Below are 13,389 nucleotides of genomic sequence, written 5' to 3'. Positions count from 1 at the left end.
ACGGATCAGCTCTGTATCAAAAGCGTTGTTTGAGCAAAGCCGTTCAGAAGCACCCTCGCCATTGGCGTTTATTGGCGGACTGATCTTCTTCGTCGGAATTTCAGTCATAGCGACTTAGCGAACATTCACAGCTGACTATCGATCAGACCAAAACCATCTCGATCCCGTCTTTCAAGACTTGATCGATGAACTTCTGCTGCCACTGATCACCCTGTCGTTGTTGAATCACCTCAAGTACCAGGTATTGTGGTTTCAGTCCTGTCTCATCGGTATAGCGGCTGAGTCCCTGCTGACAGGCAGGGCAGCTGGTAAGCAGTTTGATCTCCGCCGGTTGCGCTGCTTTGGAATGGATTGCCTGGATGCCTTTGTTCAACTCTTCCGATTTACGGAAACGCAACTGGTTGGCGATATCCGGACGACTGGTGCCCAGGGTGCCCGCTTCGCCACAGCATCGATCGCTAAGTTCCACCGGTTTGCCGGTTAAACCGGAGACCACCTGCAGTGGATTATACTGTTTGATTGGGGTATGGCAGGGGTCGTGATAGAGATATTCGGTCTGCTGCTTACCGTCTAGTGAGACCCCCTTCTCCATCATATACTCATGAATATCGAGCAACCGGCAGCCGGGAAAGATCTTTTCAAACTGATAGGCCTGCAGCTGATCCATACAGGTGCCACATGAGACAAGCACGGTCTTGATGTCCATGTAGTTGAGGGTGTTGGCGATGCGGTGGAACAGGACCCGGTTTTCCGTGGTGATCTGCCGGCCTTTGGCATGCAGACCCGCAGCGGTCTGTGGATAACCACAACAGAGATACCCAGGTGGCAATATGGTTTCAGCACCCAGCTCATTGAGCATCGCCAGGGTGGCCAGGCCAATCTCGCTGAACAGGCGCTCGGATCCGCAACCCGGAAAATAGAATACCGCATCACTCTCTTCAGTAACCCGCTCGGGATTGCGCAGGATCGGCACGGAACGGGTATCCTCCAGATTGAGGGCGTCCCGCAGGGTCTGCTTGGGCGGTTCGACACGGATCGGTTTCTGCAGCATCTCCACGACCAGGTTTTGCGGCTTCGGATTGCCGGTGGTCGCACTGGGTGGCTGATCCTGCTGCTTCAACAACCCGCTTCTGGCAGCCAGGGTATGGCCCAGGTTGAGGCCTTTGAAGCCCCACTCCGCCAGACCCCGGCGCATCCAGCGAATCGCCGTCGGGTGGGTCAGGTTGAGAAAGCTCATGGCGGCCTTGGCACCCAGGCTGGAGCGTTTCTTACCCCGGTCGATGAGAATTTTACGCATCAGCGTGGTGACATCGCCGAAATCGATATTCACCGGGCAGGGATTCTCGCACTTGTGGCAGATGGTGCAGTGATCGGCAACATCGTTCATTTCGGTGAAATGCTGCAGTGAGATACCTCGTCGGGTCTGCTCTTCATAGAGAAAGGCCTCGATGATCAGGCCGGTGGCGAGTATTTTGTTACGTGGCGAATAGAGCAGGTTGGCCCTGGGGATATGGGTCATACAGACCGGCTTGCATTTACCGCAGCGCAGGCAGTGCTTGATCTCATCATTGAGGGTGCCGAGCTCACTCTCCTCGAGAATAATCGCCTCCTGCTCCAGCAGTCGCAGCGAGGGGGTGTAGGCCATCTCCAGGTCGGCTCCGGCGGTCAGTTTGCCCCGGTTGAAGCGGCTTTCAGGATCGACCTGATGTTTGTACTCGGCAAAGGCTTCAAGCTTCTCCTGTTCCATATACTGCAGCTTGGTCAGGCCGATACCGTGTTCCCCGGAGATGGCGCCATCCAGGCTGAGGGCAAGGTCCATGATGCGGTCGACGATCCGGTCTGCCTGCTGCAACATGGCATAGTTATCCGAGTGGACTGGGATATTGGTATGCACATTGCCATCCCCGGCATGCATGTGCAGGGCCACGAACAGACGTGAGTCGCGTAACCGGGTATGGATTTCACGCATCGCAAGGCGCAGATTCTTGACCTCCTGGCCGGAGAAGATCTCATCCAGGCGGGTGGCGATCTCTGTCCGGTAGGAGACCACCAGGTCCCGTCTCAGCAGCAGGTCGAGCAAGCGGTCCTGTTTGCGGATGAGGGATCTGTCGAGGCCGTTGACCAGGTCGATATTCTCCTCCGCCGAGGCTTCAATACGGGTCAACAGGGTATGCCAGCGGTTTCTCGCCTGTTCTACCGCCTGTTTGGCCAGGTCGAGTTTGGCCTGCAGAATGGAGCGGTTCTCATCACTCGCTTCGAAGTCATCATCCGCTTTTCGAAGTGAGTGATCACCAACCAGATAGGCCAGGACTTCATCCGCAATAGTAATCTTGTTACGGATCGATTCCTCGATATTGATCCGCTCGATGCCGCGACTGTAGTCGGCCAGTTTGTCCAGAGGAATGACCACGTCTTCATTGATTTTAAAGGCGTTGGTATGGGCTGAGATGGCGGCGGTGCGTGAACGGTCGAGCCAGAAGTTGCGTCGTGCCTCGGGACTGCTGGCGATAAACGCCTCTCCTTCCCGTGCCTGGGTCATGCGTACCACCTCATCGGCGGCGGACTCCAGCAGTGCCAGATCATCGCTCACCAGATCGGCCAGCAGAACCATCTTTGGTCGCTCACGCCTGGCCGCCTTGGTGGAGTATTTGACCGCTTTCAGATAGCGTTCATCCAGATGCTCCAGGCCGGCGAGCAGAACCTCCTCATGTTTGTTCAGATAATCCGTGAGCTCAACGATTGCCGGGACCGCTTTACCGATATCGGCGCCAAAAAACTCAAGACAGAGGGTGCGAACCTGCTTGGGCATGCGATGCAGAACAAACCGGGCCGAGGTGATCAGGCCGTCACAGCCCTCTTTCTGCACACCGGGCAGACCGGAGAGAAACTTGTCGGTAACATCCTTACCCAGACCGACTTTACGGAAGGCCTGACCGGGCATTCTCAGGATTTCCGCTTCACCCAGCTGTTTCTTGCCGCTGCTGTCGTAGCGGGTGAGTCTGAAGCTGACTTCCGGCTGGTCGTGAATCTTGCCCAGGTTGTGGTTGAGACGTTCGATCTCCAGCCACTCCCCCTGGGGAGTGACCATCCGCCAGCTGGCCAGGTTATCGAGGGTGGTACCCCATAAGACCGCCTTTTTGCCGCCGGCATTCATGGCAATATTGCCACCGATGGTTGAGGCATCCTGGGAGGTGGGATCGACGGCAAAGGCGAGGCCTTTGGCATCCGCTTTTTCCGACACCCGACGGGTCACCACGCCGGAACCGACCTGAATGGTGGGCACCTCATGTTCGACACCGGGAAGGCTGCTCGACTCGATCTCGGCGATCCCATCGAGCTTTTCCGTGTTGATCACCGCGCTGTGCGGATCCAGGGGGACGGCACTGCCGGTGTAACCGGTGCCGCCGCCACGGGGAATCAGTGTCAGGCCCGAGTCGATGCAGGCCTTGACGATCGGCGCCACCTCCTCTTCCCGGTCCGGGGTGATGACCACAAAAGGGATCTCCACACGCCAGTCGGTGGCATCCGTCGCATGGGATACCCGGGCCAGGCCACTGAAGTCGATGTTGTCCGAACGGGTCAGACCGATCAGGTTACTTTTGGTTCGCCGCCGCAGTTCGAGCAGATCATCGAACCGACGGGCAAACTGATCGACGGCGCTGCGGGTGGCGGCATGCAGTTCAAGTGCCTGCTGGTTGTTGTTGGCCCTGGATTCAAACTGTACCAATCGATGATTCAAAGCGTCGATCAGTGCCTTCCTGCGCTGCTCATCATCCAGCAGGTCGTCCTGCAGGTAGGGGTTGCGGCTGACCACCCACATATCCCCCAGTATCTCAAACAGCATTCTTGCAGAGCGGCCGGTGCGCCGGGTACCCCTCAGTTCCTCGATCAGGTTCCACATGGGTTTCCCGAGGAACCGGATAACGATCTCCCGGTCAGAGAAGGAGGTATAGTTATATGGGATTTCTCGAATCCGCGCAGTAGGCTGCTTGTTCATCGAATGCAGGATAGTTCCAGAAGCGAAACGGCCTATTGTAACCCAAAAAAACAATGGGTCTTCAGTTTATAACTATAGAATTTGTCAATAATATCGGTCTTCAATCTATCTATGGGGTGAAATAATGAAAAGTAGACATAGCCTGATTGCCAGAACATTAGGATTATCAGCAACTTTCCTGCTTCTGCACAGCTCGGTTCCCGCTGTTGCCGGGGAGATTGAGAAGGCGGTGGAGTATCGACAGGGCGTGATGAATGTCTTCAGTTGGAACATGAAAGCCATGGGTGACATGATGAAGGGTAAAACCGAGTTTGATAAGGGGCGCTTTGCCGATCACGCTCAGGAGTTGTCCAATGCCTCGAAATTCAAGCTGATGAATGGTTTTCCGGAGGATTCCGAGTCTGATGAAAGCGATGCGCTGGCCGAGATCTGGATGGACTTTGAAGACTTTGAAAGCAAATACCAGGATTTTGGCAGCGCTGCCCAGGCCCTTGAGAAAGCCGCTCAGGGCGGAGACAAAGGCAGTATGGGGGCCGCACTGAAAAAGACCGGCAAGAGTTGCAAGGCCTGCCATAAAAAGTATAAAAACTGAACCGGATCGGTCTGCTGGTGTGATCAGGCCCCAGTTCAGATGCAGCACCGGCTTGGCAGGATAGGCCGTGATTCAGCTGTCCCAGGCTGGAGAGGGAAAATGAAACACTCTCCGATCAGGATCCCTGCGGCCTGGCGTGTTGTTGGCTGATGTCAGGGGAAGCCGGGTCCTGCCTCATCATCCGCCAGCAGTTTGATAATACGACAGGCGATACGGTTTCCGACCGAGGAATCGGGCTCATTTCGCACTACTTCCACTTGTGCCGTCAGAGGTGGGGTGATGGCCTGGGTTGGGGTAATCTGAACCGTCATGCTGCTGTTTACCGGTACCTCCTGCTCAGAGGCAATCAGCAGACCGCTGCTGCTCAGGTTGAGGACACTGCCGGTGGAGACTGCGCTGTCACCGTTGACACGAAATTTGACTGGTCCGTTCACAGCCATACGGTAGAAGCTGCGCTTTTCTGAAAAGTCGTTCATGCTATGGTCTCCCCATAAGTGACGGCTAGAGAATCTCTATCACAACCGAACGGTGACCTGAGTCAGCGAACCATTGACGTCGGTTGGCTATCCATGAGCTGGCGTAAATTTCGCTGGCAGGGCAGCTGCCCGATTACTTAGCTTATTAATTTATCAGGCTTGGGCCGGGTTGGTGGCAAAATCGGCCAAATTCAGGCTTTTTTTTCCTGGTTTTAAGCGTTTGCAAAGGCTACCTGTGGAGCCGCCTGAAATTGACCGGCCAAGACCGGGCTGATGTCTACAGGATAAAACGCCATGCACCCACTGAATCATAACTTCACCGCCGGATGAATAACAGGTGAAGCCTGGTCAGTTGTTGTGCGAAAATAGCCTGATCTTGATGTCTAAGTTGTCAGGGCCAGACAACGACCAGGCCCACATAGATTCAGCTGAACAAAGGAAGCTTTATGGTTAAAAAACTCTACCCGTTGGTTATCGTAGTGTTGCTACTGCCATGGACCTTGACAGCAGAGGTCTATCGAACGGTCGATGAGGATGGCAATGTAACCTATACAGACTCGCCACCGGCTGATCCAAAAAAGGTTGAAAAAATCGAAATCCAGCCAGGTCCATCTAAGGAATCGATCAGCGATACCATGGAGCGCAACAGAGCGATCCGCAAGGCGATGGAAGAGGCACAGGAGAAGCGGCTGGAGAAAAGCACAGCACGCAAGGATCGAGTGGCCAAAGCCGAGCAGGAAGTTGAGGAGGCAGAAAAACAGCTGGCTGCCATGGAAGAGTTCGGTGATGACGACCGACAGCAACTTCAGGGCGGTAAAAGTTATATCCGGCCGGAGTATTTCGAACGGGTCAAGAAGGCGCAGCGTGAGCTGGACGAGGCCAAAAAGCGCTTAAAGAAAATACGTGGTTATTGATGCAGATCTATCTGGTTGGCGGGGCAGTCAGGGACCGGTTACTTGGTAGGCTAGTCACAGAAAAAGATTATGTGGTTGTCGGGGCAACCCCGACAGAGATGCTCGATTTAGGCTATCGCCAGGTGGGCAGGGATTTTCCTGTCTTTCTTCACCCTCAAACCAATGAAGAGTATGCCTTGGCGCGCACACTCCGCCATCAAGGTCATCAGCCGGGCGTGGTGGTAGCTGAGCCAGGAGTGACCCTGGAGGAGGATCTTCAGCGCCGTGATCTGACCATCAATGCGATCGCTGAGGATGGTGCCGGCAATCTGATCGATCCTTTCAATGGGGTTGAGGATCTGAACAATCGGGTCTTGCGCCATGTCTCCAGCGCCTTCTCTGACGACCCGGTTCGCGTGTTGAGGCTGGCCAGATTCATGGCGCGCTACAATGATCCCCCATTCACCATCGCCCCGCAGACGGTTGAGATGATTCGGGCTATGGTTGAAGCCGGTGAGCTGGACAATCTGGTGGCTGAACGGATCTGGCAGGAGACAAGTCGGGCCTTGGCTGAGGCAAATCCGGTGCGTTTCTTTGAGTCTCTTCGGGAGCTGGGTGTACTTGGCCGGATAATGCCTGAAGTCGAGAACCTGTGGGGTGTGCCGCAACCCACCAGATGGCACCCGGAAGTGGATTGTGGTGTCCACACCATGATGGCATTGAGAAAGGCCTGCGAATTGAGTTCTGCGGCGGAAGTTCGGTACGCCACCCTGACTCACGATCTGGGCAAGGCAACCACACCGAAAGAGATACTGCCCAGCCATCATGGCCATGAATCCAGGGGGGCTGACTTGATCAAGGCCCTGGGTCGGCGATTGAAGGTCCCTTCCGGTTTTACCGACCTGGCGCACCGGGCGGCGACCTATCATACCCATCTGCACCATCTCTATGAGCTAAAACCGAAAACCGTGCTGAAACTGCTTGAGGGTCTGGATGCATTCAGGAAACCTCGGAACCTTGAGTGGTTTGTATTGGTCTGTCAGGCTGACTTTCAAGGGCGCGAAGGGTTTGAAGATCAGCACTACCCACAGGCCCGGGATCTGATGCGTGCTTACTATGCCGCCTGCAGTGTGGATTCGAAGCAGTTGCCAAAAGGGCTCATCGGGCCGATGGTGGGGGTTGCCATGAGACAGGCCAGAAGCGCGAAGATCGCCGCAGTATTGAATCGCGTTAAACAACAACAGGAGTGCCAGCAACAGTGACGATCAGGCTTGCGGAGACAGATCAGGAGATCCAGCGCTGTTATCCGGTAATGGCGGAATTGCGTCCCCACATCCGGGAATCTGAGTTTGTCAGCCGGGTGCGCGATCAACAACAGTCCGGTTACCGGCTTGCCATGTTGCTTGTGGATGCCGAGCCGGTCTGTCTTGCCGGCTATCGGGTTTCAGAGAATCTCGCCTGGGGGCGATTTCTCTATATCGACGATTTCATTACCCGGGCAGAGAGACGCTCCCGGGGGAATGGCGCCGCATTACTCGATTGGCTGAAAAGAGAGGCTCAACAGCAGGGTTGCCGGCAAATTCACTGTGACTCCGGACTGCAAAGAGAGCTGGCCCACCGTTTTTACGAGCGGGAGAGCATGCCAAAGACCGGTTTTCACTTTGCCGCACCCCTGAACGGGAGCGACTGAGTGAACGACGCAACAATTCTCAACCGACCAGACGGTCAAAGATCCTGAAACCGGCGATATAGGTGCCCGCCGCCGAGCCTATGGTGCTGAACAGAAACACCAGCAGGGTGCGGGAGACCCGGTTTCGCCACCAGCCCTTGGCCGTGGTGGTGTCGTCCCGAAGCTGACTGAAGTCCGCCACCGTGGGTTTGCGCAGAAACACCTCGGCCAGCGAGGTCACCATACCCGCTCCCACCGCCGGATTGAGCGAGGTCAGGGGGGCAGCGAGAAAGGCGGTAAGGATGGTCAGTGGATGGGCGGCCGCCAGTAGAGCGCCCAGGGCGGAGAGACCGCCGTTGATCAATACCCAGTCCATAATCAGTTCCATGCCCAGCTCCGGACTGCGGCTGAAGCCGATGACAAAGCCGCTAACCACCAGCAGTGCGATGGCCCAGGGAATGATCTTTGGCCAGCGACTCGGTTTGGGTTCCTCTTCAAGCTGTTCGATGGCGGCGGTTGGCGTCTGTTGGTCTGAAGACTCCAGATAGCGGGCGATGCCGTTCATATGCCCGGCGCCGATCACCACCAGAAGATTCTCATGCCCCGCCTTTTCAATCTCCTGCTTGATTTTCGCCGCCATGTACCGATCCCGCTCATCGATCAGTGGCAGATAGAGATCCTGTCGGTCTTCGGCAAATTCCGCAAAGGTGGTCTCCAGGATATCGCCCTCTTTCAGGTGCTCGATCTCCTCTTCAGTGACCTGCTCTTTGGAGAGGATACTTGTCAGCAGGCCGGCGAACAGTGTCAGCCGTTTCCACCAGGAGAGATTGCCGGCAACCCGCTTCAGCGTGGTGCTGATCTCCCGGTCGATGAGCAGCAGAGGCTTTTCTGACTCCTGGGCGATGCGGATCGCCTCTCTCTGTTCGGCACCCGGTGCGATGCCGAACTGGTTGGCCAGTCGTTGCTGATAGGCGCCCAATGCCAGGTTTGCCATCACCATCATCACCCGGCCCTGCCTGACCACCTTGAACAGATCCATCTTCGCCAGGTCGTCAGGATTGATCAACGCATTGAAGCGGCTGGGGCAGAGCTCCACGGCAACCGCATCATAGTCACCGGTTTGCAGCAGCTCCTCTACCTTTTCGGCACTGGTCCGGGAGACGTGGGCAGTTCCCAGCAGGGTGATTTTACTCTCTCCCAGAAGGAGTTCCTTCTGAGGTTCCCGGTTATTTTCAGTCATCTTAATGGATCAGGTCGTTTCAAAAGCCCGACATTGTAACAGCCTTGCCCGATGAACGGACGTCTGATTGCAGAGGTTATGGCCCGTTTTGTGGGTACTGAATGCGGTGGGCCGTAAATACCACGTTTCGCCTCTGCCGCTGCCAAAATGGTCAGATCTCTGATAACTTACTGACTCTGAAGGTAGGCTGGTAGAATTTGCTGCCAACTTACGGAAAGTTTTATCCAATCTAAAATCATGGATTCCGATGCAAAATAATATTGTTTGGCATCAAGCCACTGTAACCCGCGAACGGCGGGAGCAGATGAACAAGCACCGGGCGAAACTGCTCTGGTTCACCGGCCTCTCCGGCTCAGGTAAATCCACACTGGCCCATGCCCTGGAAGAGGAGCTCTACCAGCGCGGTTGTCGCACCTATGTCTTCGATGGTGACAATGTTCGCCATGGGCTGTGCGGGGATCTGGGATTCAGTGATGCAGACCGTACCGAGAATATCCGGCGTATTGCGGAGATGGCAAAGCTGTTTGTGGATGCCGGTGTGATTTCGTTGACCGCGTTCATCTCCCCCTTTCGGGAAGACCGGGACAGGGCGCGAGGACTTTTCCCCCATGGAGATTTCATCGAGGTCTTCGTGGATTGTCCGCTGGAGGTCTGTGAATCCCGGGATGTGAAAGGTCTTTACAAGAAGGCGCGGGCTGGTGAGATCAAGGATTTTACCGGCATATCATCACCCTATGAGCCCCCATCCAAGCCGGAGATCACCATCAAGACAGCAGACCGGGAGGTGGCGGACTGTGTCAATGAGATCATCAGTTCACTGGAGTTACGGGGCGTCATAGCCAATCGAGTGGTTTAGACCAGGAGCAGTATTGTGAGCAGAGTGCACTATTTTCTCATTCCATTTCTGATCCAGCTGGCCGCATGCCAGACTCTTGGAGAGCACACCCGGGCTGAATCCCTGGAGAACATTTTGCGTAGTTACGAAGCATCGATTCGCTGGACCTCTGGGCAGCAGGCTTATAATTTCCTCCCTCCCGACCACAAGGACAAGGAGTATAAGCCGGTTTCGAAAAATATCCGGGTGACCCACTACGAGGTGGTTCAGGGGCCAACCATGCTTGGCGAGGATAAGGCGATCCAGACGGCGGTGATTCAATATGTGTTGCAGGACTCGCAAATACTCAAAGAGATAATCGACAAACAGGAGTGGCGCTACGACGAAGAGGGAGAGGTCTGGCATCTCAACAGCCCGGTGCCGACTTTCAACTAGGGAGACCGGCCACCATGATCGAAGAGTACCGTCCGCTCTCGCCAACCGCCAGATTTCTGCTCTCGGCTGCTGCGTTTGTGGTCATTGTCGCGGGTATGAAAGCGGCTGTGACCCTGCTGATCCCGTTTCTGCTCTCACTGTTTATTGCGGTGATTGCCGCACCGCCACTCTTCTTTCTCAAAGAGAAAGGGGTGCCGAGTGGTTTGGCGATGGTCTCGGTTGTCGGCATGATCATCATCGTCGGTTTGATGCTGGCCTGGCTGGTGGGGGGATCGCTGAACGATTTCACCAGCAATCTGCCAAGCTACCAGGAGATACTCAAACAGCAGAGTCAGAGACTGGTCAGCTGGTTGGGAGAGCAGGGTGTGGAGCTGGAGTTGAAGGCCCTGACAACCTATTTCGATCCGGCCAAGGCGATGGCTCTGGCCGGCAGTCTGATGAGCAGTCTGGGTAATGTTCTGACCCAGGCCTTTCTGATTCTGATCACTGTGATCTTCATGCTATTCGAAGCCAACTCCTTTCAGACCAAACTGAAGGATCATGCGGAGAGTCCGGAGCGCTCTCTGGCCAGAGTGGATGCGATCACCTCAAGTATCAAACGCTATATGGTGATCAAAACCTCGACCAGTCTGTTGACCGGTATTCTGGTTGCCACACTGTTGGCCCTGTTGGGTGTGGACTACCCTCTGCTCTGGGGAACGCTGGCTTTTCTGTTCAATTATGTGCCCAATATCGGATCCATCATTGCTGCAGTTCCTGCTGTGCTGTTGGCGCTGATTCAGCTCGGTCCGCAGATGGCCCTGTGGACGGCGGTGGGTTACCTGATCATCAACAGTGTGGTTGGCAATGGTATTGAGCCTCGTTTCATGGGCAAAGGTCTCGGCCTGTCACCCCTGATTGTGTTCATCTCTCTGGTCTTCTGGGGCTGGATTCTTGGGCCGGTGGGAATGTTTCTCTCTGTTCCCCTCACCATGACCATGAAGATTGTTCTCGACAGTAATCCCGATACCCGTAATTACGCGGCGATGCTGGGGTAGGCCTCGGCTCCTGGTGACTATACGATGCCGAAGGGTGTGCTTTTGATTAAAAGCTTGTGTCGGTTTTCTTAACAGTTCCTAAAGCTTGTATCAGGAAAAAAAGTAAAAACTCCTTGGCTTCAATTGGTTAGGTGCTTTGGCATGGGACATGCTTCTCCATGACTCATAAATCCCGATACGCCAAAGGCCATGAAAAAAGTCATCTCCACCTCTGTAATGATTGGTGCACTCTGTATCAGCATGATGAGCCAGGCTCTGCCGATCTATCATGGTGAGGCTGGGGCAGATTTCAATCACCAAACCGGTAGAGTTGGCGGTGACCCAGCCGGTTCCTACATCGTGAGCAATACGATTCATGACCCCTGGTCCGAGCGTCGGACGGTTAGTGATTTCCGTGTCACAGTGCCTGAACCGAGCACTCTGGCACTGCTTGGATTGGGCCTGATCTGGGTTGGAGCAAGAAAATTGATAAGTCGTAAGAAAAAATAGTCTGTAACAGTTTCATGCTGAAAGTTCTCCTCCTTTGGAACTCCATCATTGGCCGCCTTCCCAGGCGGCCTTTTTTTCACCGATAACTTATTCTTGAGGCTTGCAATGGCCCGGACTTGTTATCTCTCTGCAAACTGCGGCTTTGGAGTAGCAACTCTGCTGCCAGCTCAGCATCACTCAGTGGCCTGATTGAGTTGGCAGCGATGGGTTAAGTGGTAGGAGTCGTAGGATTTGCGGCGGACAGCACTGAGGCTGTCCGCCAGTCTGTCTCAATCGCGGATCACGATCTCCACACGGCGGTTTTTCAAGCGGCCGGCAGCGGTCGTGTTATCGGTAATCGGGGTGGATTCACCCAGTCCGAGGGTGTCGATTCTGGAGGCGTCTACACCAACCTGGACCAGCGCCTCCTTGACGGAAAGAGCCCGTCGTTCCGAGAGGTCAAGATTGTACTCTTCGGTGCCCACATTGTCGGTGTGGCCCTCGATCAGCACGGTCTTTTCCGGATATTCGCCCAGAAACGACGCCAGTTTGTCGATGGTGCTCATGGCACCGGGAAGCAGATCAGTCTTACCCGACGAGAAGAGCACGTCACCCAGGGTCATTACCATGCCCCGTTCCGTCTTCAGGGCCTGTAGCTCCTCAAGCTCACGACGCAGTGCCTCGGCCTTGGCCAGTGCCTGCTCCCGTTCCATCAGTGCAGCCTCCTTGTCACGAAGCGCTTCGGCCTTGGCCTGCTGTTCGAGCTGGATTTCAATCTCCCTCGCTTTCAGGCGCTCCTTGTTTTTCACTTCACCCAACTCCTGGAGCCTGTTGTTGGCCGTCTTGCGGGCAGCGATCGCCCGGGCGGTCTCGATACGGGAGGTACCGACGTAGGTGAGTGAGCTCATATCCTCTTCGTTGTCGGCAACTGCGGCACGGGCCAAAGCCTGCTCAGCTCTCTCCAGCTCGGCCGGAGCATAGCGCAGAATCTCCTCATTCTGTTTTGCTTCGGCGAAGGTTTGTTCTGCATCCAACAGGGCTTGGCTTTTCTGTGTGGAACTGCAGGCGATGAGTAGCAGGGCGAGTGCAGCGAAGATCGTCAAACGGTTAGCTATGCGGGACATGGTGTGTTCTCCATCTGAATCTGATTATTTGTAGGGCTGTCACTGCCTTTTTCTGGCACGCATGATCTCTTCTCTCAGCACCTTGATGCTGTTTTCGAGTTCGCTTACGGCTCTGTCCGCTTCTGCCTTGGCGGTAATGGCCTTAGCCAGTTCCGCGTCTGCCTGGGCCTCTTCTGCAAGCCTTTTTGCTGATTCGTAGTTCTCTTTGGCCAACTCGAGTTTGGCCTGTTTCATCTTCTGCCTGGCTCGATCCATGCGTACAGGCGCATGTTTGGTGGCATCTTCATTCTCCGCCGAATTCAGAGCGGTTTCTGCTGCAGACATCTCCGCGACAGGTTTTGGCGTTGAGCTGCAGCCAGGTAATGCGATGAACATCATAGTAAGGAGTGCGGGAAGACTGAGTGCCCGCCAATGTGGTTTTACAGAGTTCAGCATGATGTTATTCCTTCTGTTTGAACCGGCAACTGTGGATATTTATGGTGCGCTTGGTGCGGTCTCCCGAAAAGCCATCCCCTCTCAGTGAGACAAAGCACTAAGCACCGATTATTCGAGGCTTTGTCTGATCCGTCAACCAAGCATTGGTTGAAGCGATGATTTAAGTCCCGATCCTGGCCTGTCAATCA

General features: G+C 55.0%; 13 protein-coding genes. 8 read left to right on the top strand and 5 right to left on the bottom strand.

Features of this window, described 5'->3' with window-relative positions; all coding sequences use genetic code 11:
* Positions 1–142: 142 nt before the first annotated feature.
* A complete protein-coding gene (locus tag A3193_RS15980) occupies positions 143–3,997 on the bottom strand; it encodes a DUF3683 domain-containing protein (RefSeq protein WP_069015278.1) in 3,855 nt (1,284 codons plus the stop codon).
* Positions 3,998–4,121: 124 nt separating this feature from the next.
* On the opposite strand from A3193_RS15980, the gene A3193_RS15975 reads away from it, so the two are divergent.
* The gene (locus tag A3193_RS15975; protein WP_069015277.1) at positions 4,122–4,589 is read left to right on the top strand and encodes a c-type cytochrome; all 468 of its coding nucleotides are present in this window, start codon (positions 4,122–4,124) and stop codon (positions 4,587–4,589) included.
* Positions 4,590–4,741: 152 nt separating this feature from the next.
* On the opposite strand, the gene A3193_RS15970 is transcribed toward A3193_RS15975, so the two are convergent.
* Positions 4,742–5,065, bottom strand: a complete 324-nt coding sequence (locus A3193_RS15970; RefSeq protein ID WP_069003240.1) for a PilZ domain-containing protein — start codon at positions 5,063–5,065, stop codon at positions 4,742–4,744.
* A gap of 446 nt (positions 5,066–5,511) precedes the next feature.
* On the opposite strand from A3193_RS15970, the gene A3193_RS15965 reads away from it, so the two are divergent.
* From A3193_RS15965 to A3193_RS15955, 3 genes are read left to right on the top strand one after another with little or no spacing between them, the layout of a single operon-like run.
* Positions 5,512–5,979: a DUF4124 domain-containing protein gene (locus A3193_RS15965; RefSeq protein WP_069015276.1), complete on the top strand. Its 468-nt coding sequence runs from the start codon at positions 5,512–5,514 to the stop codon at positions 5,977–5,979.
* Positions 5,979–7,220 carry a multifunctional CCA addition/repair protein gene (locus A3193_RS15960; protein ID WP_069003242.1) on the top strand — a complete coding sequence of 414 codons (1,242 nt, stop codon included), beginning with the start codon at positions 5,979–5,981 and terminating at the stop codon, positions 7,218–7,220. The genes A3193_RS15965 and A3193_RS15960 overlap by 1 nt, the downstream gene beginning before the upstream one ends.
* Positions 7,217–7,648 carry a GNAT family N-acetyltransferase gene (locus A3193_RS15955; protein WP_069003243.1) on the top strand — a complete coding sequence of 144 codons (432 nt, stop codon included), beginning with the start codon at positions 7,217–7,219 and terminating at the stop codon, positions 7,646–7,648. Before A3193_RS15960 ends, A3193_RS15955 begins: the two co-directional genes overlap by 4 nt.
* A gap of 19 nt (positions 7,649–7,667) precedes the next feature.
* Here the strand turns inward: A3193_RS15955 and A3193_RS15950 are convergent, their stop codons facing one another.
* Entirely contained in the window at positions 7,668–8,867 is a 1,200-nt protein-coding gene (locus tag A3193_RS15950) for a TraB/GumN family protein (RefSeq protein WP_069003244.1), read from the bottom strand.
* A gap of 247 nt (positions 8,868–9,114) precedes the next feature.
* Between A3193_RS15950 and cysC the strand changes: the two genes are divergently transcribed.
* From cysC to A3193_RS15930, 4 genes are all read left to right on the top strand, one after another.
* The gene (cysC, locus tag A3193_RS15945; RefSeq protein WP_069003245.1) at positions 9,115–9,723 is read left to right on the top strand and encodes an adenylyl-sulfate kinase; all 609 of its coding nucleotides are present in this window, start codon (positions 9,115–9,117) and stop codon (positions 9,721–9,723) included.
* Positions 9,724–9,738: 15 nt separating this feature from the next.
* Positions 9,739–10,137 carry a hypothetical protein gene (locus tag A3193_RS15940; protein WP_069015275.1) on the top strand — a complete coding sequence of 133 codons (399 nt, stop codon included), beginning with the start codon at positions 9,739–9,741 and terminating at the stop codon, positions 10,135–10,137.
* Between the two features lie 14 nt (positions 10,138–10,151).
* A complete protein-coding gene (locus tag A3193_RS15935; protein WP_069003247.1) occupies positions 10,152–11,174 on the top strand; it encodes an AI-2E family transporter in 1,023 nt (340 codons plus the stop codon).
* Positions 11,175–11,363: 189 nt separating this feature from the next.
* Positions 11,364–11,663, top strand: a complete 300-nt coding sequence (locus A3193_RS15930) for a PEP-CTERM sorting domain-containing protein (protein WP_069003248.1) — start codon at positions 11,364–11,366, stop codon at positions 11,661–11,663.
* A 269-nt stretch (positions 11,664–11,932) separates the two neighbouring features.
* Here A3193_RS15930 and A3193_RS15925 read toward each other — a convergent pair whose 3' ends face one another.
* A complete protein-coding gene (locus A3193_RS15925; protein ID WP_069003249.1) occupies positions 11,933–12,766 on the bottom strand; it encodes an OmpA family protein in 834 nt (277 codons plus the stop codon).
* Between the two features lie 39 nt (positions 12,767–12,805).
* Entirely contained in the window at positions 12,806–13,201 is a 396-nt protein-coding gene (locus A3193_RS15920) for a DUF4398 domain-containing protein (RefSeq protein ID WP_069003250.1), read from the bottom strand.
* Positions 13,202–13,389 lie beyond the last annotated feature (188 nt).

This window comes from Candidatus Thiodiazotropha endoloripes (assembly GCF_001708965.1).
Taxonomy (GTDB): Bacteria; Pseudomonadota; Gammaproteobacteria; order Chromatiales; family Chromatiaceae; genus Thiodiazotropha; species Thiodiazotropha endoloripes.
This window is presented reverse-complemented; position numbering and strand designations above follow the sequence as displayed.